At 70.9% G+C, this 22,716-nt stretch carries 20 protein-coding genes and 2 tRNA genes; 12 read left to right on the forward strand and 10 right to left on the reverse strand.

Going from position 1 to position 22,716, the window contains the following annotated elements; all coding sequences use genetic code 11:
* Positions 1-96: 96 nt before the first annotated feature.
* Complete coding sequence (locus ACFU5O_RS28320) at positions 97-630, reverse strand: NUDIX hydrolase (protein WP_384244837.1); 534 nt, start codon at positions 628-630, stop codon at positions 97-99.
* Entirely contained in the window at positions 627-2,111 is a 1,485-nt protein-coding gene (locus ACFU5O_RS28325; RefSeq protein WP_384244838.1) for a zinc-dependent metalloprotease, read from the reverse strand. Before ACFU5O_RS28325 ends, ACFU5O_RS28320 begins: the two co-directional genes overlap by 4 nt.
* 384 nt (positions 2,112-2,495) lie before the next feature.
* On the opposite strand from ACFU5O_RS28325, the gene ACFU5O_RS28330 reads away from it, so the two are divergent.
* From ACFU5O_RS28330 to ACFU5O_RS28345, 4 genes are all read left to right on the forward strand, one after another.
* Entirely contained in the window at positions 2,496-3,608 is a 1,113-nt protein-coding gene (locus tag ACFU5O_RS28330) for an SDR family oxidoreductase (protein ID WP_384244839.1), read from the forward strand.
* Between the two features lie 148 nt (positions 3,609-3,756).
* Positions 3,757-4,218, forward strand: coding sequence for a molybdenum cofactor biosynthesis protein MoaE (locus ACFU5O_RS28335; RefSeq protein ID WP_384244841.1), 462 nt, complete (start codon positions 3,757-3,759; stop codon positions 4,216-4,218).
* 309 nt (positions 4,219-4,527) lie between these two features.
* A complete protein-coding gene (locus tag ACFU5O_RS28340) occupies positions 4,528-4,698 on the forward strand; it encodes a hypothetical protein (protein ID WP_384244842.1) in 171 nt (56 codons plus the stop codon).
* A 75-nt stretch (positions 4,699-4,773) separates the two neighbouring features.
* The gene (locus ACFU5O_RS28345; protein WP_384244843.1) at positions 4,774-5,862 is read left to right on the forward strand and encodes a PDZ domain-containing protein; all 1,089 of its coding nucleotides are present in this window, start codon (positions 4,774-4,776) and stop codon (positions 5,860-5,862) included.
* Positions 5,863-5,918: 56 nt separating this feature from the next.
* Here the strand turns inward: ACFU5O_RS28345 and ACFU5O_RS28350 are convergent, their stop codons facing one another.
* On the reverse strand, positions 5,919-6,476 hold the full coding sequence (locus ACFU5O_RS28350; RefSeq protein WP_384244844.1) for a PPA1309 family protein: 558 nt from the start codon (positions 6,474-6,476) through the stop codon (positions 5,919-5,921).
* A gap of 168 nt (positions 6,477-6,644) precedes the next feature.
* Here ACFU5O_RS28350 and ACFU5O_RS28355 point away from each other — a divergent pair, with 168 nt between their 5' ends.
* The 4 genes from ACFU5O_RS28355 (at position 6,645) to ACFU5O_RS28370 (ending at position 12,395) form a co-directional block, all read left to right on the forward strand.
* Positions 6,645-9,521 carry a UPF0182 family protein gene (locus tag ACFU5O_RS28355; RefSeq protein WP_384245005.1) on the forward strand — a complete coding sequence of 959 codons (2,877 nt, stop codon included), beginning with the start codon at positions 6,645-6,647 and terminating at the stop codon, positions 9,519-9,521.
* Between the two features lie 97 nt (positions 9,522-9,618).
* Positions 9,619-9,692 (forward strand) — tRNA-Met (locus ACFU5O_RS28360).
* Between the two features lie 192 nt (positions 9,693-9,884).
* Positions 9,885-12,032, forward strand: a complete 2,148-nt coding sequence (locus tag ACFU5O_RS28365; RefSeq protein WP_384244846.1) for a sel1 repeat family protein — start codon at positions 9,885-9,887, stop codon at positions 12,030-12,032.
* A gap of 289 nt (positions 12,033-12,321) precedes the next feature.
* Positions 12,322-12,395 (forward strand) — tRNA-Met (locus tag ACFU5O_RS28370).
* A gap of 131 nt (positions 12,396-12,526) precedes the next feature.
* On the opposite strand, the gene ACFU5O_RS28375 is transcribed toward ACFU5O_RS28370, so the two are convergent.
* Positions 12,527-12,943: a Fur family transcriptional regulator gene (locus tag ACFU5O_RS28375; protein ID WP_384244847.1), complete on the reverse strand. Its 417-nt coding sequence runs from the start codon at positions 12,941-12,943 to the stop codon at positions 12,527-12,529.
* 162 nt (positions 12,944-13,105) lie between these two features.
* Between ACFU5O_RS28375 and ACFU5O_RS28380 the strand changes: the two genes are divergently transcribed.
* Complete coding sequence (locus tag ACFU5O_RS28380) at positions 13,106-14,557, forward strand: catalase (RefSeq protein ID WP_384244849.1); 1,452 nt, start codon at positions 13,106-13,108, stop codon at positions 14,555-14,557.
* 84 nt (positions 14,558-14,641) lie between these two features.
* On the opposite strand, the gene ACFU5O_RS28385 is transcribed toward ACFU5O_RS28380, so the two are convergent.
* Positions 14,642-15,049: a cyclic nucleotide-binding/CBS domain-containing protein gene (locus tag ACFU5O_RS28385; RefSeq protein WP_384244850.1), complete on the reverse strand. Its 408-nt coding sequence runs from the start codon at positions 15,047-15,049 to the stop codon at positions 14,642-14,644.
* 509 nt (positions 15,050-15,558) lie between these two features.
* Positions 15,559-16,359: a histidinol-phosphatase gene (hisN, locus tag ACFU5O_RS28390; RefSeq protein ID WP_384244852.1), complete on the reverse strand. Its 801-nt coding sequence runs from the start codon at positions 16,357-16,359 to the stop codon at positions 15,559-15,561.
* A 256-nt stretch (positions 16,360-16,615) separates the two neighbouring features.
* Between hisN and ACFU5O_RS28395 the strand changes: the two genes are divergently transcribed.
* Entirely contained in the window at positions 16,616-17,248 is a 633-nt protein-coding gene (locus ACFU5O_RS28395; protein ID WP_384244853.1) for a TetR/AcrR family transcriptional regulator, read from the forward strand.
* On the opposite strand, the gene ACFU5O_RS28400 is transcribed toward ACFU5O_RS28395, so the two are convergent.
* The 4 genes from ACFU5O_RS28400 to ACFU5O_RS28415 all read right to left on the reverse strand — a co-directional run bounded on the left by ACFU5O_RS28400 (position 17,214) and on the right by ACFU5O_RS28415 (position 21,137).
* Positions 17,214-17,537: a DMT family transporter gene (locus tag ACFU5O_RS28400; RefSeq protein ID WP_384244854.1), complete on the reverse strand. Its 324-nt coding sequence runs from the start codon at positions 17,535-17,537 to the stop codon at positions 17,214-17,216. The genes ACFU5O_RS28395 and ACFU5O_RS28400 overlap by 35 nt on opposite strands.
* Before the next feature lie 199 nt (positions 17,538-17,736).
* Entirely contained in the window at positions 17,737-18,747 is a 1,011-nt protein-coding gene (gene rsgA / locus ACFU5O_RS28405; RefSeq protein WP_384244856.1) for a ribosome small subunit-dependent GTPase A, read from the reverse strand.
* A gap of 16 nt (positions 18,748-18,763) precedes the next feature.
* Positions 18,764-20,104 (reverse strand): 3-phosphoshikimate 1-carboxyvinyltransferase, encoded by a 1,341-nt coding sequence (gene aroA / locus ACFU5O_RS28410; RefSeq protein ID WP_384244857.1) that lies wholly within the window; start codon positions 20,102-20,104, stop codon positions 18,764-18,766.
* A gap of 340 nt (positions 20,105-20,444) precedes the next feature.
* Entirely contained in the window at positions 20,445-21,137 is a 693-nt protein-coding gene (locus tag ACFU5O_RS28415) for a M50 family metallopeptidase (protein ID WP_384244858.1), read from the reverse strand.
* A gap of 49 nt (positions 21,138-21,186) precedes the next feature.
* Between ACFU5O_RS28415 and ACFU5O_RS28420 the strand changes: the two genes are divergently transcribed.
* Both ACFU5O_RS28420 and ACFU5O_RS28425 read left to right on the forward strand, forming a co-directional pair.
* Positions 21,187-22,002, forward strand: a complete 816-nt coding sequence (locus ACFU5O_RS28420; RefSeq protein WP_384244860.1) for an SOS response-associated peptidase — start codon at positions 21,187-21,189, stop codon at positions 22,000-22,002.
* 33 nt (positions 22,003-22,035) lie between these two features.
* Complete coding sequence (locus ACFU5O_RS28425) at positions 22,036-22,683, forward strand: alpha/beta family hydrolase (protein ID WP_384244861.1); 648 nt, start codon at positions 22,036-22,038, stop codon at positions 22,681-22,683.
* Positions 22,684-22,716: the final 33 nt, after the last annotated feature.

The raw sequence follows: 22,716 nt of genomic DNA on the forward strand, positions 1-22,716 counted from the left end.
GCAATGGCTGCACACCTACAATCACCACCGCGGACACACCGCGCTCGCAGGCAAACCACCCGCCAGCCGCGTCCCCAACCTCACAGGGCAATACAACTAGCGCGTGCCGCTCAGCCGGGCGCGGGTGCGGTCCAGCAACTGCACGACGGAGGTGTCGGCCACGGCCGCCACCTCGTCGTACGCGAACCAGCGCAGGTCCAGCGACTCGTCGCTGATCGCCTCCACCGCGTCCGGCGCCGCGACCGCCGCGTACTGCACATCGAGATGCCGGTGACAGGGCGCCGGGATCGGGTGGCTGTCCAGCGCGACCGGACCGCCGGGCAGCAGCGTCAGTGTGCGGATGCCGGACTCCTCGGTCGCCTCGCGCAGGGCCGCGTCCGCCAGCGAGACGTCACCGGGCTCGCAGTGGCCGCCCATCTGCAGCCACATGCCGAGCTTCCTGTGCAGCGTCAGCAGTACACGGCCGCGCGAGGGGTCGACCACCAGTGCACTGGCCGTCAGATGCCCGGCCCCGCACGCCTTCCACATCCCGTCCGGGTGCGCGGCCAGATGATCCAGGTACGCCTGGCGCAGCGGCTCCTGGTCCTCGTACTCCTTCAGCACGCGGACCGCGTCGTCGTACAGGCTCACTTGTCGCCGTCGTCCTTGCCGCCGTGTCCTGGCTGGTCCTCACCGGGCTCGTCCTGGCGGCCGGGCTCACCCTGGCCCTTGCCGTCCTCACCCCGGCCCCTGGCGGCCTCGCCGAGCATCTTGTCGAGCTCGGAGAAGTCGAGCTGCTCACGGTGGACGAAGCCGTCCGGGTCGTCCAGGTCGGACGCGGTGGGCAGCATGTCCGGGTGCGCCCACAGGCCGTCACGGGCGTCGAGCCCGCGCGCATCGGTGAGCGATGCCCACAGCCGGGAAGCGTCCCGCAGCTGGCGCGGACGCAGCTGGAGACCGATCAGCGTGGCGAACGTCTGCTCGGCGGGCCCGCCCGTGGCACGGCGCCGGCGCAAGGTCTCGCGCAGGGCGTCCGCGGAGGTCAGCCGGTTCTTGGCGGCATCGTGCACAACCGCGTCCACCCAGCCCTCGACCAGTGCGAGCGCCGTCTCCAGCCGGGCGAGCGCCGCCTTCTGCTCCGCGGTGTCCTCCGGCTGGAACATGCCCTGCTGGAGGGCCTCCTGCAACTGCTCGGGATGCGCCGCGTCGAACTGGCCGACCACGTCCTCCAGCTTGGTCGTGTCGACCTTGATCCCGCGCGCGTACCCCTCGACGGCGCCGAAGAGGTGGGAGCGCAGCCACGGCACATGGGCGAAGAGCCGCTGATGGGCCGCCTCGCGCAGGGCCAGGTACAGGCGCACCTCGTCCCTGGGGACTCCGAGGTCCTTGCCGAACGTCTCGACGTTCAGGGGAAGCAGCGCGCCCTTGCCGGCCGGGCCGAGCGGCAGACCGATGTCCGTCGAGCCCACGACCTCGCCCGCGAGCACTCCGATGGCCTGACCGATCTGCTGGCCGAACATGGCGCCGCCCATGGAGCGCATCATGCCGATCAGCGGGCCGGCCATCGCCTGCATCTCCTCGGGCAGCACATCGCCCATGGCGAGCCCCACACGCTCGGCGACCGGGTCGACGAGCTGCTGCCACGCGGGAAGGGTCGCCTCGACCCACTCCGCGCGGCTCCACGCCACTGCGGTGCCGACTCCGGAAGGAAGCGAGGTCGCGCCGTCCAGCCACAGGTCGGCCAGCCGCAGGGCCTCCTCGACGGCGGAGCGCTCGGCAGGGCCGACGCTCGCGTCCTTCGTGCCGTCCTGAGTGCCCTGCGAGACCGTCTGGCGGGCGATCTGCTTCGCCATGTCCCAGTTCACCGGGCCGCCCTCGTAGCTCAGCATCTGGCCGAGCTGCTGGAAGGCCGCGCCGAGGTCGTTCGGGTTCAGCGAACCGAACATCGCGGCGAACGGATTGTCCCCGCCGCCCGGACCGCCCGCTCCGGCGCCCGGGAACCCGAAGGGGTTGGCCGGGCCCTGGCCGCCGCCGGAACCCTGCCCACCTCCGGCGGGGTCCTTCTTCTTGCCTTCGTCGCCGTTCTCCGGCTCCTCCGGCGGAAGGCCGAATCCGAATGGGGTGTCACTCACGGGTTTCCTCGGCTCGTAGGGCCGCCGGCTTTCTGCCGGCGGCGACTGCCCGACAACACCACCAGCCTAAGCGGGGCCCGGCCGGCGGTGGTGGTGTCGCGGGCCGTCGGCTGACGCCCGGCTGCGGTTTCACCAGTCGCCGGCGCTCCCGTGGCCCCCGTGGGCCCGGGCGGTGTCGTCACCGCGCCGACTTCTCGCTCCGCCTTGCCGGGCACCGCCCCCGGCCCGCTCCTTCTCCCGTCCCGGCCGGCCGCTGCCGGCCGGACATCCGAGCCGGATGAGGGCTCAGTGCTCCGCGGGCCCGCGGCCTGCGGCAGGATGGACGCCACCTGGTGCGTGCGCGTGTTTCGCGTACGTACTGAAGACAACCGCTGGAGACGCCTGGTGAGTTCCCCAGATCCGCAGGTTCGCGCAGCGCGAAACCACTCAACCCCGGCCGCGGGGCGCGGCCCCGTGGTCGCGGTCACCGGCGCCGCGTCGGGCGTCGGCGACCTGCTGACCAGGCGCCTCGCCGCCTCGGAAGAGATCAAGCAGGTCGTCGCCATCGACGAGAGACGCGGCGACGTCCCGGAGGCCCATTGGCACATCCTCGACGTCCGCGACCCGGCGATCGCCGAGAAGCTGCGCGGCGCCGACGTCGTCGTACACCTGGCGCTCGATCTGGACCTGGAGACCGACCCGGCGGCCCGCACCGCCTACAACGTCCGCGGCACCCAGACCGTGCTCACCGCGGCCGCCGCCGCGGGCGTCCACCGGGTCGTCCTGTGCACCTCGACCATGGTCTACGGGGCGCTGCCCGACAACGACATCCCGCTGTCCGAGGACGCGGAGCTGCGGGCCACGGCCGAGGCCACCGGCGTCGGCGACCTGCTGGAGATCGAGCGACTGGGCCGCCGCGCGCCCCGCGCGCACCCCGGCCTCAACGTCACGGTGGTGAGGCCCGCCGTCCTGGTGGGCGGTACCGACACGGCCCTCACCCGGTACTTCGAGTCGCCGCGCCTGCTCGTGGTCGCGGGCTCCCGCCCCACGTGGCAGTTCTGCCATGTCGACGACCTGGTGAGCGCCCTGGAGTACGCGGCCCTGGAGAAGGCCGACGGGGAGTTCGCGGTCGGCTGCGACGGCTGGCTGGAGCAGGAGGAGGTGGAGGAGCTCAGCGGCATCCGTCGCATGGAGCTGCCCTCTGCGGTGGCGCTCGGCGCCGCGGCCCGGCTGCACCGGATCGGCCTCACGCCCTCACCGGCGGGGGACCTCGCCTACACGATGCACCCCTGGGTGGTCAGTGTCGGCAGGCTGCACGACGCGGGCTGGCGGCCACAGTGGACCAACGAAGAGGTGCTCGCCACGCTCCTGGAGGAGGTGGAGGGCCGGCACACCGTCGCGGGCCGCCGTCTCGGCCGCAAGGACGCCACGGCCGCCGCCGGTGCCGCGGGCGCGACCGTCGCGCTGCTGGGCACCGCGGCTCTGGTGCGGCGGGCTCGCAAGCGACGCGGCCTGTAGCGGGGTCCCTGTAGCGACGCGGCCGTCGACGACGCTGCCCGGCCGAGCGAGCTCCTCGCCCGGCCTGTAGGAGGCTCCAACCGCTGCCCGGTCCGCCCGGGCGAAAGCGCCATTTCCCGTTGTCAGTGGGGTGCGGCACGATGGGGCCATGGCACGCACGAACGAGCACCCCGGCGAGCAGGCCGCGGCGGACCCCATCAGGCTGCTGGAGATCCGCGACGCCCCGCTCTCCGTCGACGAGGTCTTCCGCGCGGTCGGCGACGAGGCGGCCGGCGGCACGGCGCTGTTCGTCGGCACCGTGCGCAACCACGACGGCGGCGCGGACGTGGACAGGCTCGGCTATTCGTGCCATCCCACCGCAGAGGCGGAGATGCGCCGCATCGCGGAGAAGGTCGCCGCGCAGTACCCGGTCCGCGCCCTGGCGGCCGTCCACCGTGTGGGTGACCTGGAGGTCGGGGACCTCGCCGTGGTCGTCGCGGTCTCGTGTCCGCATCGGGGGGAGGCGTTCGAGGCCTGCCGGAAGCTGATCGACGACCTGAAGCACGAGGTTCCGATCTGGAAGCACCAGCGGTTCTCGGACGGTACGGAGGAGTGGGTCGGATCCTGCTGAGGCCCGGTCCACGCGCGGGAAGCACCGATGGTTCCCGGACGGCACGAATGAGGTTCCGTACCGAGGCCGGGGGACGGGCCGTGGCTTCGGCGGCGACTCCGGCAGGCCCGCCGCGTAACCCGATCGGCGGACAGGGGCCGGCGCCGGAAGCCCGGCGTCGGCGCTCTGCGAGCGGGCAACCCGGTTGGCGGTCGGAAGGGCCGATTTGCGTAACCGCCCCCCTGGCACCAGCGTTGAACCGACGGATGGTTAATCTGCTGATCGGTCAGCTGTGCAGTGGAGTCCAGCTCATGGGGTCGGGAGGTCAGGATGGCGGCACTTGCCTGGTTGCTGATTCCGCTTGTCGCTGCCGTCGGTGCGGCGATATGGGGAGGCTGGGCCTCTCGCAACCGGTCCACCGGGGACGTCGCCGAGCTCGCGGGCTACGCCCGGTTCCGGGACGCGATGGAGAAGCCCGACGCCGGTTCGGACGCCGCCTGACGACGCCGCCGTCGCACGCCCCGTACGGACCGGGCCGACGGGTGGACTGACGCACCGGTCCCGTACTGTCGTTCCATGCCACGCCGCACAGCGACGATGCTCGCCTCCACCCTCGTCCTCATTGTGCTGCTCTGTGTCGGCGTGTTCCTGACGCCGCCCTACTCCGAGATGACACCCGGGCCGACGGTCAATACCCTCGGCAACTCCGGCGGGGAGCCGGTTCTGCAGATCTCCGGCCGCCGGTCGTACCCGACGTCCGGGCATCTGAACATGACAACTGTTCGGGTCACCGGCGCCGAATACCGGATGAACATCGCAGAGGTCGTCTACGGCTGGCTGGCCCACGACAACGTCGTGGTGCCGCACGAGACTCTCTATCCGAACGGAAAGACGGAGGAGCAGTCCAACCAGGAGAACGCCGAGGAGTTCAGCCAGTCCCAGGAAAGCGCGAAGGTGGCAGCGCTGCGGGAGCTGGGGATCCCGGTCAGCACCCGGGTGGTTGTCGCCTCCGTCCGCAAGGCGACCCCTGCCCAGGGCGCGCTGCACGCCGGTGATGTGATCAAGGCGGTGGACGGCACCCCGGTGAAGGGGCCGGACGATGTCGCCAAGCTGGTCACCAAGCACCGGCCGGGCGACAAGGTGGTCTTCTCCGTCGTTCCGGCCGACGAGGCGACCGCGGCGGAGAAGGCGGGCAAGGAGCTGCCCGCGACACAGGACGTCTCGATGACCACCGCGAAGTCGGACGAGGGGGACCGGGCCATCGTCGGCATCGCGGCAGGCACGGACCACACGTTCCCGTTCACCGTCGACATCAAGCTCGCCGATGTGGGTGGCCCGAGTGCCGGGCTCATGTTCGCGCTCGGCATCGTCGACAAGCTCACCCCCGCCGATCTGACCGGCGGCAAGTTCATCGCGGGCACCGGCACGATCGACGAGAAGGGCGTGGTCGGCCCGATCGGCGGTATCGAGATGAAGCTGGTCGGCGCGCGGAACGCGGGCGCGGAGTACTTCCTGACGCCCAGCGACAACTGCCGGGCCGCGGCCTCCGACACCCCCGACGGGCTCACCCTGGTCAGGGTCAAGACGATCGACGACGCCACAAAGTCCCTGGAGAAGATCCGCAGCGGCGACACCGCGGGCCTGCCGAGCTGCTCGAAGGGCTGACCTCCGGCCTCGCGCAGGGGGGGCGCACCCCGTGCCGGGCGCGCCCCCAGCCGCGACTACACCTCGAATGTCGCCGACAGGGCCTCGGCCAGCCCCGGGACCAGGTCCGACCCGGTGAGCACCTCATTCGGGGAGTCCTTCTCGCGCAGCCGCAGCGCCGACTCGCGCGCGCCGTCGCGCAGCACCGCGACCGTCATCCGGACCTCCTGCCGGTCCGGATGACCGGCGACCCACTTCGCCAGACCGGCCTCGTCGAGACCCTCGGGTACGGAAGCCTCGGCGGACGGCGGCAGCATCAGCCGCTCCACGGTCAGGGCACACCCCGCCACCGCGTCGGGCCATGCGATCGTCGCGAGGAACTCGTCCAAGGGGGTGTCGGACGGAACCTCGTCCTGCTCGACCGGGGTCAGCGGAGCGGCCGTGTCCCCTTCGTCGAGACCGAGCTGGGCCGCGAGGCCCGGCTCCTGGGTGCGCAGCTGTGCGGTGTCGACGAGGGCGAAGAGTCTCGCCGGCTGGTCCCAGCCGAGGCCGGACGCGTATTCGTCGATCTCGAGCACCGCTCGTGTGAGCGGGCTCGCGGCCATCGGAGGGCCTGAGGGGGAAACGTTGGACATGGTCAATATCCTGCCTCCTCCGGACCCGGAGTCGGGAACTAGGTAAAGCCTCAGTAAGTTGCAGGAGTGGGCCCTACGATCGCGTGGGCCTGATTCACCCGCGGCGCACCTGCGTCCGCAGGCGTTACACAAAACCGCGAACTCGAGGGGCGCACGTTGGCTTTCCAGATGCCGGACCGCGGCGGAGGCCCTAGCGGGCCACGGATCAGAGTCGGTCGGCCGTCCCGGCGCGTCCGGACCCTGCTCATGACACTGGGTGTGCTGGCCATCCTGGCCATGGCATTCGTCATGTTCGCCGGGTTCTGGACCGACTGGCTGTGGTATCGCTCGGTGAAGTACTCGTCGGTGTTCACCACCACCCTCTGGACCAAGATCGGTCTCTTCGCGGTCTTCGGCCTGCTCATGGCCGCCGCGGTCGGGGTGAACATCTGGCTCGCGCACCGGCTGCGCCCGCCGCTGAGCGCCATGTCCCTGGAGCAGCAGAGCCTCGACCGCTACCGGATGGGCATCGCTCCGTACAAGAAGTGGGTGCTCCTCGCGATCACCGCGCTCGTCGGACTGATCGCCGGAGCCTCCGCCTCCTCCCAGTGGCGCACCTGGCTGATGTGGGTCAACGGCGTGCCGTTCGGGCAGAAGGACCCTCAGTTCCGGATGGACGTGTCGTTCTACGCGTTCGATCTGCCCTGGTACCGCTTCCTGCTCGGGTTCGGATTCGCGGCCGCCGTGCTCTCGCTGATCGCCGCCGCGCTCACCCACTATCTGTACGGCGGACTGCGTATCACCAGCCCGGGAGCGCGGGCGACCGCCGCTGCCACCGGCCATCTCTCGGTCCTGCTCGGTTTCTTCGTCGCTCTCAAGGCCGTCGCCTATTGGCTGGACCGGTACGGACTGGCAGTGAAGTCCAGTGACTTCAAGGCGGCCGGCAACTGGACGGGTCTGCGGTACGTCGACGCCAACGCGTATCTGCCGGCGAAGACGATTCTCTTCTGCATCGCCGTGATCTGCGCCGTGCTGTTCTTCGCGACGCTGTGGCGCCGCACCTGGCAGCTGCCCGTGATCGGCTTCGGCCTCATGGTGCTGTCGGCGATCCTGATCGGCGGTCTGTACCCGGCCATCGTGCAGAAGTTCCAGGTCCAGCCGAACGAGCAGGCCAAGGAAGCCCCGTACATCCAGAAGAACATCGATGCCACGCGCAAGGCGTACGGCATCGACCGGGCCAAGGCCGAGGACTATTCGGGCAAGGGCGACCCGAAGCGCAAGGCGCAGCAGCGCGAGCAGGCCGACTCGGCCGCCAGCTACCGGCTGGTCGACTCCAACGTCGTCTCGCCCGCCTTCCAGCAGCTCCAGCAGGAGCGGAAGTACTACCAGTTCCCCGCGACCCTGGACGTGGACCGGTACAACCGCCCGGACGGGAAGCCGCAGGACACAGTCATCGGTCTGCGCGAGCTCAACATCAAGGGCATCCCGAAGCGCAACTGGATCAACGACCACTTCACGTACACCCACGGCTACGGCGCGATCGCGGCCAAGGGCACCAACACGATCACGGACGAGGACCAGGGGACGGTCGGCTCGCCCGACTTCATCGAGTCCGGACTGCCGACGAAGGGCCTGTTCGGCAAGTACGAGCAGCGGATCTACTACGGCGAGAAGACCGAGCAGTACTCGATCGTGGGCGGTCCGCAGAAGGAGCTCGACTACGAGAAGAACGGTGAGGAGACCACCAGCTACAAGGGCAAGAGCGGGGTCAACCTCTCCAACGCGTTCAACCGCGCGGCCTACGCGGTGGCGTTCAGCGAGCCGCAGATCCTCTACTCCGGAGCGATCGGCGAGGGTTCGCGGATCCTCTACAACCGCACGCCGAAGGAGCGCGTCGAGGCGGTGGCCCCCTGGCTCACCATCGACGGCGACGCCTACCCGGCCGTGGTCGACGGCCGGATCAAGTGGATCGTCGACGCCTACACGACGACGAACGGCTACCCCTACGCATCGCGTACGACGCTGGGCGACACGACGGCCGACTCGCTGACCGACAGCCAGCGTGCCGTCGTCGCGCAGCAGAACCAGGTCAACTACATCCGCAACTCGGTGAAGGCGACCGTCGACGCCTACGACGGCACGGTCGACCTGTACGAGTGGGACACCGAGGACCCGGTCCTCAAGACCTGGATGAAGGCGTTCCCCGGCACGGTGAAGCCGAAGAGCGACATCGCGCCGGACCTGAAGGCCCATCTGCGCTACCCGCAGGACATGTTCAAGGTCCAGCGTGAGCTGCTCACCCGTTACCACGTGACCGATCCGGAGCAGTTCTACAGCGGCAGCGACGCGTGGCAGGTGCCGGACGACCCGACGAACAAGGACGGCAGGACGGTCCCGCCGTACTACCTGAGCCTCAAGATGCCCGGTGACTCCGACCAGAGGTTCTCGCTGACGACGACGTTCACACCGAGTGGCCGTCCCAACCTGGGCGCGTTCATGGCGGTCGACGCCGACGCGACCAGTGGCAAGTACGGATCGATAAGGCTGTTGAGAGTCACGTCGACCGTCCAGGGGCCGCAGCAGGTGCAGTCCGAGCTGAACGGTGTGCCGGAGGTCGCGACGTTCGTCCGTGACCTCAGGGGTACGGACTCGGACATCGAGTACGGCAACCTGCTCACGGTTCCGCTCGACGGCGGGTTCCTCTACATCGAGCCGGTGTACGCGCGCGGCGGCAGCGCGAACTATCCGCTGCTCAAGAAGGTGGCCGTGTCGTACGGCGGCAAGCCGGTCTTCAAGGACAGCCTGGCGGAGGCGCTGAACGCGGTCTTCGGTGTCGACGGCGCCGAGCAGCCGCCCACGACACCACCGCCGCCGAGCGATACGACGAAGCCGCCGGCCACCGGTGACGCGGCGCTCAAGCAGGCCATCGCGGACGCCCAGAAGGCGTACGAGGAGGGCCAGGCCGCGCTCAAGAAGAACGACTGGACGGCGTACGGCAGGGCCCAGGCGGACCTGCAGGCGGCGCTGGAGCGGGCGGCCGCGGCACAGCCGCAGCCGACGCCGTAGGGAGGCCGGGCAGGTAGCCGCCCGAGGGGCTGCCCGGCGGCCGTAGGGACGCCGGGCAGGACCCGTCACGCGCCGTGGTAAGGTTGTTCCACAACGACGCGGGGTGGAGCAGCTCGGTAGCTCGCTGGGCTCATAACCCAGAGGTCGCAGGTTCAAATCCTGTCCCCGCTACTGAAGTCGAGGGCCCGGATCCATCAGGATCCGGGCCTTCTTCATGTGCGATCGCGAGAACCGCGTGCCGGACAGGGGGAGTTGGGGCGAGACGTGTTTGACTTGTCTCTCTGTGGGCATGTCGACAAAACGCTGAAGTGACCTCACTGGCTGCGGTATACCAGGTGTACGCGGGTTGCAGGTGGTGCGACGATGGAATTTATGGGGGACAGGGCAACTCTGTTGGAGACAGGGCGTTTTGCGCAGCGGCATACCGGGACCGAGAGGGAAGCGGTCGGGATCGATGCCGTGGCTGCGGCAGGCGCCCTGGGGCTTGCCGAGCCCGTCGAGGCCCTGGCGTCCGCCGTGACCGCTGAACTCACCGCGGCCGCCGGACCGGCCGAGGCCGTCGACTCCGTGGAGTCCGTCGAGTCCGCAGGCGCGGGTGACACCGTCGAGTCGGCAGAGGCGGAGGCCGAGGCCAGGCACCGTCGCGCGGCCGATGCCGGGGACATCGCGTCCATGAGCGTCCTTGGGGCCATGCTGCTGCGCCGAGGAGACCTCGACGGCGCTGAGCCCTATCTGCGCGGCGCGACGGCGGAGGGCGACCGGGCCGCCGCGAACAATCTGGGGGTACTGCTCCATCAGCGCGGCTACGCCGACGAGGCGGCGGGCTGGTGGCGCATCGCCGCCGTCGCGGGCTCGGCGGCAGCGGCGCACGCGCTCGGCAGGCACTTCCGGGAGCGTGGCGACGAGCCGGCCGCGGAGTACTGGCTGCGCCAGTCCGCAGAGCAGGGCCACGCCCTGGGGGCGTACGCACTGGCCGACCTGCTGGAGCACCGCAGCGAGCCGGGCGCGGAGCGCTGGCTGCGCGCCGCTGCGGAACAGGGCCACCGGGAGGCGGCGTACCGCCTCGCGCGGGCGCTGGAGCGCGACGCGTCCTCCTCCGGTGTCCGTGCGGCCCGGCCCGCGTCCGAGGGACTCGGCCCAGGTGCCGGACGGGAAGCGGGCGGTGGTGCCTCCGGGCGTGGGGTGCCCTCCGTCCCGCGCTCCGGACCCGGCGGGACCGCCGCGGTCGGGGAGAGCGACAAGAACCCCGCCACCGGCACAGGCCGGGCCAAGGGCCCCGTCACCGGCACCCGAGCGGCCGGAGCCCGGCTGGAGGCCGAGCAGTGGTACCGGCAGGCCGCCGCACGGGGCCACCGGCGGGCCGCGCTGCATCTCGGGGTCATCCTGGAGCGCCGTGGCGAGATGAAGGAGGCGGGGCGCTGGTACCTCACGGCCGCCAAGGAGGGCGAGGCCCGGGCCGCGTGCGCGCTGGGATTCCTGCTGAGGGACGCGGGTGACGAGGAGAGCGCGGCCGTGTGGTGGTTGCGGGCCGCGCAGGACGGCGATGGCAACGCTGCCAATGCGCTCGGTGCTCTGCACGCTGCACGCGGTGAGCAGCAGACGGCCGAGCGCTGGTATCGCGCGGCGATGGACGCGGGCGACGTGAACGGCGCGTACAACCTCGGCCTGCTCTGCGCCGCCCAGGACCGTACGGCCCAGGCCGAGCAGTGGTACCGCCGTGCCGCGTACGCCGGCCACCGCGAGGCCGCCAACGCGCTCGCGGTGCTGCTGCTGCAGTCCGGTGACGCGACGGGTGCGGAGCCCTGGTTCTCCAAGGCCGCAGAGGCGGGCAGCGTGGACGCCGCGTTCAACCTCGGCATCCTGTACGCCGGCCGGGACGACGACCGTACGGCCCTGTGCTGGTACGAGCGCGCCGCCGCGGCCGGGCACACCGAGGCCGCGCTCCAGGTCGGCATGGCGTGCCTGCGCGACGGTGAGGAGCGGGAGGCGGAGCGGCATCTGCGCTGCGCGGCAGGGAGCGGCAGTGCCGAGGCGGCGTTCCGGCTCGCGACCGTGCTCGACGCACGCCAGCCCTCGCAGGGGGCACCGGCGCTCGGGGAGCCGGTGCACGAGAAGAGCGAGTGCGAGGAGTGGTACGAGCGGGCCGCTCAGCAGGGCCACCGGCGGGCGCAGGTGAGGGTCGGCATGCTGGCGGCGGCGCGCGGTGACCTCGCGGATGCGGCGCGGTGGTACCGGGAGGCCGCGGAGGCGGGCAGCCGTAACGGCGCGTTCAACCTCGGGTTGCTGCTCGCGCGTGAGGGCAACGAGCGCGAGGCGGCTCTGTGGTGGACGCGCGCCGCCCGTGCCGGGCACGGCCGGGCCGCACTGCGGCTCGCGCTGCTCGCCGCTCGGCGGGGGGAGCTCGCCGAGGGGCAGCGGTGGTGTGCGCAGGCCGTCGAGCTGGGGCCGGCGGAGGTCGCGAAGCGGGCGGAGGCGCTGCGCCAGGCGCTCCACCAGGAGCTCACGGCCTAGGGTCTTTCGCTGGATCAGGCCGTGAGCGGGGTCCGGCGGCGTGCATCGCAAGGCGGAGGAGGGAGTCCACGCGGTGGGGGCACCTCCCAGCGGTAGCCGAGGGGCGTGGGCGACCGACGACAAGGCAGCGAGGTGCGGCGCCAGGGCACGCGAGCCCGGCAAGTTCCGAAGGAGAGGCCCTGGCGGTCCCGCAGTGGCACCGCTGCGGGGCGAGCGTGCGTATGGCGAACAGGCGAACGGTTATCAATTTGCTCTGGTCCGCACGGTGACGTACTGTTGGGTTCACCGACGCGGGGTGGAGCAGCTCGGTAGCTCGCTGGGCTCATAACCCAGAGGTCGCAGGTTCAAATCCTGTCCCCGCTACTGAAACCGGAGCCGGGATCCTGAGAAGGATCCCGGCTCCGGTGTTTTCCGTGTTTCCGGGCTGTATTACCGCTTCCGCATTACCGCTTCGGCGCCGCGCCGGGGGTGCGCAGGGCGCGCCCCCGGGCCGCTTATGCGCCGGCGCAGTTCGGGCAGACGCCCCTGTAGGTGACCTCGACGTCGGAGACCGTGAAGCCGAAACGCTCCGCGTCCGGCAGGTCCGAGAGCGGGTTTCCCGTCGGGTGGACGTCGCGGATCGCGCCGCAGCGGGCGCAGACCAGATGCTGATGCGGACGGTGCGCGTTCGGGTCGTACCGCTTGGCGCGGCGGTCCGTCGTGACTTCCAGGACCTCGCCCAGCGACACCAGCTCACCCAGCGTGTTGTACACGGTCGCCCGGGAGATCTCCGGCAGTCGCTCGACGGCGCGCGCATGCACCTCGTCGGCGGTCAGGTGTACGTGGTCGCCGTCGAGGACCTCGGCCACGACGCGCCGCTGCGCGGTCATACGCCAGCCGCGTCCGCGCAGTCGTCCCAACAGGTCACTCATACAGACAAGCCTAACAGTCGGTGGAACCAGGTCCCGAACAGGTGTGACTTTGGATGCCACCTTGACCTAGACAATGTCTAATATAGGATCGGAACCGGCATCGCCGAGGGACGGGATTTGCCGTCGATGACGCAGGACACGCAGCACATGCAGGAGGCGCACATGACCCAGGGACCGCTCACCACGGAGGCCGGCGCGCCGGTCGCCGACAATCAGAACAGCGAGACCGCGGGAGCCGGCGGTCCGGTCCTCGTACAGGACCAGCTGCTGCTCGAGAAGCTCGCGCACTTCAACCGTGAGCGCATCCCGGAGCGCGTCGTCCATGCGCGTGGTGCCGCTGCCTACGGCACGTTCACGGTGACCGCGGACGTCACGAGGTACACCCGCGCGAAGTTCCTCTCCGAGGTGGGCAAGCGGACCGAGACCTTCCTGCGCTTCTCCACCGTCGCGGGCAATCTCGGCTCGGCCGACGCGGTCCGCGACCCGCGCGGTTTCGCGCTGAAGTTCTACACCGAGGAGGGGAACTACGACCTCGTCGGCAACAACACCCCGGTGTTCTTCATCAAGGACGCCATCAAGTTCCCGGACTTCATCCACACCCAGAAGCGCGACCCGTACACGGGCAGCCAGGAGGCCGACAACGTCTGGGACTTCTGGGGCCTGTCGCCCGAGTCCACCCACCAGGTGACGTGGCTGTTCGGCGACCGCGGAATCCCGGCCTCGTACCGTCACATGAACGGCTACGGCTCGCACACGTACCAGTGGAACAACGAGGCCGGCGAGGTCTTCTGGGTCAAGTACCACTTCAAGACCGACCAGGGCATCGAGAATCTCACCACGGACGAGGCCAACCGCCTCTCCGGTGTCGACCCCGACAGCCACCAGCGCGACCTGCGTGAGTCCATCGAGCGCGGTGACTTCCCGAGCTGGACCGTGCAGGTGCAGATCATGCCGGCGGCCGAGGCGGCGGCCTACCGCTTCAACCCGTTCGACCTCACCAAGGTGTGGCCGCACGAGGACTACCCGCCGATCGAGATCGGCAAGCTGGAGCTCAACCGCAACCCGGAGAACATCTTCGCCGAGGTCGAGCAGTCGATCTTCAGCCCCGCCCACTTCGTGCCGGGCATCGGCCCGTCCCCGGACAAGATGCTCCAGGGCCGGCTCTTCGCGTACGGCGACGCGCACCGTTATCGCGTCGGCATCAACGCCGACCACCTCCCGGTGAACCGTCCGCACGCCGCCGAGGCGCGTACGAACTCCCGTGACGGCTTCCTGTACGACGGCCGCCACAAGGGTGCCAAGAACTACGAGCCGAACAGCTTCGGCGGCCCGTTCCAGACGGACAGTGCGCTCTGGCGGCCGACTCCGGTTTCCGGGGTGACCGGTGACCACGCGGCCCCTTCGCACTCCGAGGACGACGACTTCGTCCAGGCGGGCAACCTCTACCGCCTGATGCCCGAGGACGAGAAGGGCCGCCTCGTCGACAATCTGGCGGGCTTCATCGCCAAGGTCTCGCGCGACGACATCGCCGAGCGGGCGGTGGACAACTTCCGTCAGGCGGACGGTGACTTCGGCAAGCGGCTGGGAGCCGCGGTCCAGGCCCTGCGCGGCTGATCCACCAGCACTGGAACCGCTTGTCGGCGAAGAGAGGGCCGGAACCCGTTCAGGGTTCCGGCCCTCTCGCGTGCGCTGTGCCTTCTATCCCGCGACCGTGGCGGCCGTCGCGCGATGCCGGGCCGGTGCCCAGCACCTGATGATGTCGCGTACGGAGACGACGCCGATGGCGCCGCCGCTGTCGAGCACGATGAGATGGCGGAAGCCGCCGTGCGTCATGGCCTCCGCTGCCTCCTCCAGCGTCCAGGCGGGCGCGGCGAAGACGACGTCGGTCGTGGTGTGGGTGCCTGCGGTTTCCCGGTCCGGGTCCTGACCGGCGCCGAGCGAGTTCAGGATGTCGCGCTCGGTGAGAATCCCGAGGCCGCTGGTCTCCGGATCGTGCACGACGGCCGCTCCGACGCGGCGTGCGGACATCAGCCGGGCCGCCTGCCGGAGAGTGTGTGCCGGGCCGATGGTGAGGACCACCGTGCTCATGGCGTCACGGACGAGCATGGATGGAGCCACCTCCTTGGTGAACGGTTCAACGAGAACCGATTCACAAGTTCACAAGTAGGGGGACTCTCAGAGTCGCAGTGATTCGCGAAGCGAACAAGGGGGAGCGCGTGGTTCGCCGAGGGCGCCCGAGGCGTACCGGATCAGCGGCGCTGGTATTGAACGGCCCTTCCGCCGGGTGCGCTGTTGGTCCGGGGCGCCGCCGGAATCGCTGTCGGGCCAGGTCGCGCCCGGCCGTCGGTCCGTCAGGCGTTGCAGGCGCCGAGGGCCGGACCATGCGGGGCCGGAGGCAGCGAAGGCGGTCCGGATCGCTGTTCCGAGTCCGGCCCGCGCGCCCCTTCCTCAGCCGGTCCGTGGCGTCCTCACGGGCGAGTCCATGGTGTCCTCGCTCACCGGGTCCGTGGCGCGGCGACGGACACGCGGTCCCGGAGGACCGGCAGACGGGTGCGATGGGCCTCGACGTCCCTCATGTCGAATTCTGAAGCGCGCAGGTCACGCCGCAGGCGGCGTCAGTAGCGCTGGTTGAGATAGCCCAGCAGCTCCTCGTGCAGCAGGCCGTTCGAGGCCGCCGCATTGCCGCTGTGCGGTCCGGGAGTGCCGTCAAGACCGGTGAAGACGCCGCCCGCCTCCTGCACGATGATCGCGTTCGCGGCCATGTCCCACAGGGAGAGCTCCGGCTCGGCACAGATGTCCACAGAGCCCTCGGCGACCATCATGTACGGCCAGAAGTCGCCGTACGCACGCGTACGCCAGACCTCCTTGGTCAGATCCAGGAAGCCGTCGAGACGCCCCCGCTCCTCCCAGCCGCTGAGCGAGGAGTACGCGAACGATGCGTCGGAGAGTTCACCGACGTTGGAGACGTGCATCCTGGTGGCGGAGGAGAGGCTGCGTCCCGTGTAGGCGCCCCTGTCCTTCGCCGCCCACCAGCGGCGGCCCAGGGCGGGCGCGGAGACCACGCCGACGACCGGCTGGTAGCCACCCTCCCCGGCCTCCATGAGGGAGATCAGGGTCGCCCAGACGGGGACGCCCCGGACGTAGTTCTTCGTGCCGTCGATCGGGTCGATCACCCATCGCCGCGGCCCGGTGCCCTCGATGCCGTACTCCTCGCCGATGATCGCGTCACGCGGCCTGGCGCGCTGGAGCTGGGACCGGATCAGCTCCTCGGCCGCCTTGTCGGCCTCGCTCACCGGGGTCATGTCCGGCTTGGTCTCGACCTTGAGGTCGAGCGCCTTGAACCGGTCCATCGTCGCCGCGTCGGCGGCGTCCGCGAGGACATGGGCGAGACGCAGATCATCGTGATAGTCGGCCATGGTCGAACTCTATCGCCGGGTTGTCCGTGGGTTTCCGGGCCGGGGGTCCGGGGGTGGGCCCCCGGGGTGCTGGGGCATCGCCGGGTTGTCCGTGGGTTTCCCGGCCGGGGCCGGAGGCCGGGGACCCGCGGGTGGCCGCCCGCGCTGCCCGGGCTGCGGAACGGGGCGTACCGCAGGGCCTCTTGACAGCGCGTGGCCGTCCGTCAACTCTGAGCACAGAGCCGCAGGGCCCGGGTGGCCTGCCCAGGAGGCGACGATGCCCACTGCGCGAGAAGCACTTCTGAACGCCGCTCTCACCGCGCTCACCGACCTGCCCTGGTCCGGGATCCGGATGGTCGACGTCGCCTTCGCCGCCGGAGTCTCACGGCAGACCCTCTACAACGAATTCGGCAGCAAGGACGGTCTCGCCCGCGCGCTCCTGCGGCGCGAGGCCGACGCGTATCTGCACGGTGTGGACCGGCTGTTGCTCGGGGACCGTTCCGCGAGCAGCGCCGAGCGGCTGGTCGCGGTCGCCGAGTGGACCGTCGGCGAGGCCCGCGCCAGACCGCTCCTGCGTGCCCTGCTCACCGGCTGCTGGGGTGAGCGGCTCCCCGCACCGCGCGCCGCCCACCCGGCCGCGCGCGTGGTCGGGGTTCCCGCACAGCGGCGCGCGGACGCCGGGCATCCCGCGCCCGCCGATCTGGCGGCGGCGGTACGCGACCGCTCGTTCGCCGCGTTCGAACAGGGCGCCCGGAGCCGTACGAAGGAGGAGGCGGCCGACCTCGCCCAGCGCTGTGAGCTGGCCGTTCGGCTCGCACTCTCGTGCGTCGTCGCGCCCGCGCCCGAGGGGGTCGGTCAGCTGGTCCGCAACGCCGTCAGTGGCTCGAGCCCGAGAGCTGCAGGCCGATGACCCCGGCGATCACCAGAGTGATCGAGACGAGCTTCAGGGTGGAGACGACCTCGTCGAGGAAGATCATTCCGTAGATCGCGGTGCCCGCGGCGCCGATGCCCGTCCACACCGCATACGCGGGGCCCACGTCGAGCTTTCGCAGCGACAGCGTGAGCAGGCCGAAGCTGCCGAGCGCGAAGACGCAGAACGCGATCGTCGGCCAGAGGCGGGTGAAGCCGTGCGACAGCTTCAGGCAGACCGCGAATCCGGTCTCCAGGAGCCCGGCGACCACTACGAGCAGCCACGCCATCGTCAGTGCCTCCCGCGTCGGTGACTGCTTCGTCTCACTTGGTGCGATTATGCACTTACCAACCGCGGTCGCCTGCAAACGCGCATCGGCCGCCGGCTCTGCGCGTCGTCCGCGCGTCACCCGTGCGTCGCCCGCGCGTCGCCCCGCGCTTCACCCCGTCCGGACTCGAGGGCCCGGCCGGTTTCCGGCAGGCCCCCGCTCAGTCGCCTTCGCGACGCTCACGCGTGGCAAGCAGCCGCCTCAGTGAATAGAGACGCGCAGGATCGGCGTTTCCCTGAGCCACCCATTCGTCCAGCGCGCAGTCGCGCTCGTCGTGGGAACACGCGCGCGGGCAGCTCTCCGTGCCCGGCACCAGATCGGGGAAGGCCTGGATCACCCGCGACGGATCGACATGGTGCAGCCCGAAGGACCGCACACCGGGGGTGTCGATCACCCAGCCCCCCTCGTCCGCGAGCGGCAGCGCCAGCGCCGACGTCGTGGTGTGCCGGCCGCGGCCCGTGACCGCGTTGACACGGCCCGTGCTGCGCCGTCGGTCCTCCGGCACGAGCGCGTTGACCAGGGTCGTCTTGCCGACGCCCGAGTGCCCCACAAAGGCGGTGATCCGGCCGTCGATGTACTCGCGCACCCGGTCGGCGGCGTCCCCGTCGTACAGGTCCTCGCGGGAGGTCACGACATAGGGGATGTCCAGCGCGCCGTACAGCTCCAGAAGCGTCTCGGGCGGCGCGAGATCCGACTTGGTCAGCACCAGCAGCGGCTCCAGACCACCGTCGAACGCGGCGACCAGACAACGGTCGATCAGCCGGGGCCGTGGTTCCGGATCGGCGAGAGCCGTCACGATGGCCAGCTGGTCGGCGTTGGCGACGACAACACGCTCGTACGGATCGTCGTCGTCGGCCGTGCGGCGCAGGACGGACGAGCGCTTCCCGATACGGACGATGCGGGCCAGGGTGTCCTTCCTGCCCGTCATGTCTCCGACCAGCTCGACCCGGTCACCGACCACGGCCGCCTTGCGGCCCAGCTCGCGGGCCTTCATCGCCATGACCGTACGGCCGTCGACGAGGCAGGTGAGCCGGCCGCGGTCCACGGTCAGGACCATGCCCTCCGCGGCGTCCTCGTGTTTGGGGCGGATGGACGTACGGGGACGGTTGCCCTTCGGGTTGGGGCGCTGGCGGATGTCGTCCTCGTCGGTGTGCTTGCCGTAGCGGCGCATTTCTTGCCGTCCCCGCTCAGTTGCCCGCGAGCATGTCGGTCCACATCCTGGGGAAGTCGGGCAGGGTCTTGGCGGTCGTCGCCACGTTCTCGATCTCCACACCCGCGACGGCAAGACCGATGATCGAGCCGGCCGTGGCCATCCGGTGGTCGTCGTAGGTGTGGAACACCCCGCCGTGCAGCGGGCGCGGCCGGATGTGCAACCCGTCCTCGGTCTCGGTCACATCGCCGCCCAGCTCGTTGATCTCCTTGGTGAGCGCGGCCAGGCGGTCGGTCTCGTGGAGCCGCAGATGCGCGACGCCGCGCAGCGTCGAGGGGGAGTCGGCGAGAGCGGCGACCGCCGCGATGCCGGGAGTCAGCTCACCCACCTCGCCCAGGTCGACATCGATGCCGTGGATCCGGCCGGTGCCGGTGAACGTCAGACCGGTGTCACCGAGCTCGCACGAACCGCCCATCTCGGTGAAGATCTCGCGCAGTGCGTCACCGGGCTGGGTGGTGTGCTCCGGCCAGTCCGGAATCGTGACCCGGCCGCCGGTCACCAGCGCCGCGGCGAGGAAGGGCTGGGCGTTGGACAGATCCGGCTCGACGGTCAGATCACGGCCGAGCAGTGCGCCGCTGCGCACCCGCCACACGTTCCGCTCACCGCCGGTCTCCGGCTCGTCGACCTGCGCGCCGACCGTACGCAGCATGTCGACGGTCATCCGGATGTGCGGCATCGAGGGGAGCTTGGAGCCCACGTGCCGCACCTCGACGCCCTGGTTGAAGCGTGGCGCGGAGAGCAGCAGGGCGGACACGAACTGCGACGACGAGGAGGCGTCGATCTCGACCGGTCCGCCGTCCAGCGCGCCGCCGCCGTGCACGGTCATCGGGAGCGCACCGCGGCCGTCGTCGTCGATCCGGGCGCCCAGCGCGCGCAGACCGTTGATCACTCCGCCGAGCGGTCGCTCGTACGAGCGAGGGTCGCCGTCGAAGCGGACGGGGCCGTCGGCGAGGGCGGCGACCGGCGGCAGGAAGCGCATCACGGTGCCGGCGTTGCCCACGTCGACGGTGGCGGGGCCGTGCAGCCCGGCCGGAATGATCCGCCAGGCCTCGCCGCTGTCGGCGCCGCCCGTAGAGGTCGAGCTGGAGGAGACCTGCTCCTCGATGCCCACGCCCATCGTCCGCAGCGCCTCGGCCATCAGCAGGGTGTCACGGGAGCGCAGCGGGCGGCGCAGCCAGCCCGGCTCGGCGGCCAGCGCCGCGAGCACCAGTCCGCGGTTGGTGACCGACTTGGATCCGGGCACGGTGACCGTCGCGTCGACGGGCCCGCTCGCGTGAGGGGCGGGCCAGAGGGCGGGGTGCACGGGGCTGTCGGTCATGGCCATCACTTTAGTGGGCCGCGAGGACCCGGGCTGTTCCACGGTCCGGCACGGGCCCGGGCCGTGCTTTCGGACTGCCGCCCGGCTCGCGACTCTCCCGGAGCTTCGCCGGGGAGATACCCCCGGCACGCACACGCACACGCACACGCGTTGCGTCGTCGGAGTCGTCCGCGTACGTCCGGTACGAGGGCGATCTCCCCCAGCCACCGCTGGGCGGTGCCCCACCGCCTTGCGACTGCACGCACCGGACGCCGCGAGCCCCGCCCGGCGGGCGGCGCCGGTTCGAGAACGCGGCCCAGCCACTCGCCCGCCGGTCAGGGGCCGAGCCGCCGGCGGCCGGTCACAGGCCGAGCAGCCAGCGGCCGCCGCCGATCAGCGAGCACAGCGCCACGGCGTGGAAGAGGAAGAGCCACATCGCGGGCGGCACATGGGTCAGCCGGGAGAGCTGGTCCGCGTCCGAGTCGGGCGCCCCTCCCTGCCGCCGCTTCGACTGCAGCTCGAAGGCGGGCCGTACACCGCCGAGAAGCAGGAACCACACCGCGGCATAGGCGAACGCCGCCTGCACCGCCGGGCCGGTCAGCCAGGACACCAGCAGGAAGGCCGCACCGGTGAGGATCACCGTCAGCGCCCCGTACGCGTTGCGGATCATGACCAGCATCACGATCAGCAGGGCCGTCGCCACCCACAGCAGCAGCGTGATGCGGTGCGCGGCGAGCAGCCAGGCCCCGCCGAGGCCGAGCAGCGGCGGGGCGGTGTAGCCCGCGGCCGCGGTGAGGATCATGCCGGGACCGGTCGGCCTGCCCCGGCTGACGGTGAGGCCGCTGGTGTCGGAGTGGAGCCGGATGCCGTCGAGGCGGCGGCCGGTGACCAGGGCGATCAGGCCGTGCCCGCCCTCGTGGGCGATCGTGATCGCGTTGCGGGACAGCCGCCACAGCGAGTGCGGCACGACCGCGACGAGGGCGAGTACGGCCGTTCCTATGACCAGCCACTGGTCAGGTGCCGGCTGGGTGCCGAGAACATCGGTGGTGGCCATTTCCGGGGTGGCTCCTCGGGAGAGTCGGGGTCGTGGCAGTGTGGCAGTTATGTGCGGACGGTATGCAGCGAGTCGCAGGCCCGAGGACCTGACGGGACTCTTTCAGGTCGAGAAGTGGGAGCCGGCGGAGACCCTGGCCCCCGACTGGAACGTCGCCCCCACGAAAGAGGTCCACGCGGTCCTCGAACGTCCTCTGAAGGACGCGGACGACCCCCGTCCGGTTCGCCAGCTGCGCACACTCAAGTGGGGACTCGTCCCGTCCTTCGCCAAGAACCCCGAGGGCGCGGCCCGGATGATCAACGCCCGCGCGGAGACCGTGCACGAGAAGCCGTCGTACCGCAGGCCCTTCCTGGCCCGTCGGTGCATCCTGCCCGCCGACGGCTACTACGAGTGGGTCACCGGCACCGAGGAGCGGGAGCTGGAGGTGCAGGGCAGGAAGAAGAGGCCGCGCAAGCAGCCGTACTTCGTCACCCCCGCCGACGGCTCGGTCTTCGCGATGGCAGGTCTGTACGAGTTCTGGCGCGACCGGACACTGCCCGACGACCATCCGCAGTCCTGGTGGGTCACCTGCTCGGTTATCACGACGGAGGCGGAGACCGGCCCCCTGGCCGTCGCGCCCGCCGAAGGCCCGCACTCGCTGTCGGACATTCACCCGCGGATGCCGCTGATGCTCACCGAGGACCGCTGGGACGCATGGCTCGACCCCTCGCGCACCGACGTCGACGAGCTGCGTGAGTTGCTCGCTCCGCCGCCGGCCGGGCTGATGCGGGCGTATCCGGTGACGACGGCGGTCAGCAACGTCCGCAACAACGGGCCGGAGCTGCTGGAGGAGCTGGCGGCTCCCGAGGTCGGCACGCTGTTCTGAGACTTCGGGAACGCGTGATGTGACACTGCTGACGTGACACGGAGCGAGATCGTCGAGACGCCCGCCGGTGACGCGCGCATCACCTGGCACCCGGCCACGGGCAAGGCCCGGCACGTGCTCGCCGTCAGCCATGGGGCGGGCGGCGGCATCGGGGCGCGCGACCTGCAGGCGCTCGCCGCCGGGCTGCCCGCCGCCGGGGTGACCGTCGCCCTGGTGGAACAGCCGTGGCGGCTGGCGGGCAAGAAGGTCGCGCCCGCGCCCAGCACCCTGGACACCGGCTGGCGGGGCCTGTGGCCGGCGCTGGAGAAGGAGGGGCTGCCGATCGTCGCGGGCGGGCGCAGTGCCGGGGCGCGTGTGGCCTGCCGTACCGCGCGCGAGCTGGGCGCCCGAGCCGTGCTCGCGCTGAGCTTTCCCCTGCATCCCCCGGGAAGGCCGGAGAGGTCACGGGCCGATGAGCTGCTCGGCGCGGGAGTGCCCGTACTCGTCGTGCAGGGCGGCAACGACCCCTTCGGCAAGCCGGAGGAGTTTCCCGAAGGGGGGTACGAGCTGATCGAGGTCGAGTCGGCCGATCACGGACTCTCCGTGCCCAAGCGGGCGGCGCTGACCCAGGAGGAGGCGCTGGCGGTGGTGGTCGACGGAGTACGGAAGTGGATCACCGGCCTCCGCCCGGCCGGGCGGTGACGGGCCGGGAATAGCTACGGGCGCGACCTCTGT

The sequence above is a fragment of the Streptomyces sp. NPDC057445 genome (assembly GCF_042802855.1).
In the GTDB taxonomy this organism is placed as follows: Bacteria; Actinomycetota; Actinomycetes; order Streptomycetales; family Streptomycetaceae; genus Streptomyces.